The following is an 883-nucleotide window of genomic DNA, read 5'->3' as shown; positions in this document are numbered from 1 at the left end:
ATCCGATCCGTGTCGGACGCCAGGTTTCCTGCGGATTACGCCAGTCGATCCCGGACAACAAATACGACAATTGCGCCGGTGAGATCGCTACCGCGCCGCCCTCCATATTCGGCCAGATGAACCGGCCCTTCTCCAGCCGCCGGGTAAAAAAGGCAGGCGCCCAGACCATCATGCCAGATGATCTTCAAAATGTCCGATCTGCGACCCCTGAAGACGAAGAGATGCCCTGACAGCGGATCATGCTTCAGAACCTCCTGCACCCGAAGCGCCAGAGAGGGAAAGCCACAACGCATGTCCGTATACCCCGTCGAAAGCCAGACCTTGACCCCTGTTCCCATCGGAAACGGATTCACCGCAGCGCCTCCAGTCCGCGCATGATCCGAAGCAGCGCTTCAACGTCGACGTCGCGTCCCACGATCACACGGCGACCATTGGCGCTGACAACCTCCATAAGCCCACTTTGTGCCGTCGAAGAATTGGTCGGCGCAACAACCGGCATGCCTGGCTCCGGGACCAACAGTGCAGGAATAAACCCTTCACTCCCCCGGCTGTTGCCGTGACCTGACGCGGGGCGGAATAACTCTCCGCCACGATCGCAAGTTTGGCCTCGTTGCTGAAACGGCGACGCCGCCCGCTATCGACAATCTCCATACGGCTAACTTGCGGCCGCTTCTCTATCGTTAAATCCACGGTTCTCACACTGTCTATATTGACGTCCATATAGACAGAACATCCAGTTCGCCTCACTTCTCAGCAAGGCGGCCCTCCTCGGATGCGTACGGTTTACCGGTTACAAATTCGATATCGGAAAAACTCAGGCTCCACCGCTCGGCCAAATCTTCATGCGAAATGCTCAAACTCGTCACTCCACTCCACAAAATAG

The 883-nt window shown here is 57.1% G+C and carries 1 protein-coding gene and 2 pseudogenes; all 3 read right to left on the bottom strand.

Annotated features, from left to right (window positions below):
- A pseudogene (locus tag PDO_RS29365) lies at nucleotides 1-106 on the bottom strand (IS66 family insertion sequence element accessory protein TnpB); the annotation flags it as partial.
- A gap of 91 nt (nucleotides 107-197) precedes the next feature.
- Nucleotides 198-293: pseudogene (gene tnpB / locus PDO_RS29360) on the bottom strand (IS66 family insertion sequence element accessory protein TnpB); the annotation flags it as partial.
- Between the two features lie 56 nt (nucleotides 294-349).
- Nucleotides 350-499 carry a hypothetical protein gene (locus PDO_RS29470; protein WP_007603969.1) on the bottom strand — a complete coding sequence of 50 codons (150 nt, stop codon included), beginning with the start codon at nucleotides 497-499 and terminating at the stop codon, nucleotides 350-352.
- Between the last annotated feature and the right edge of the window lie 384 nt (nucleotides 500-883).

The sequence above is a fragment of the Rhizobium sp. PDO1-076 genome (assembly GCF_000247475.1).
Classification (GTDB): Bacteria; Pseudomonadota; Alphaproteobacteria; order Rhizobiales; family Rhizobiaceae; genus Allorhizobium.
Note: the sequence above shows the minus strand (reverse complement) of the source record. Positions and strands in the feature narration are given on the sequence as shown.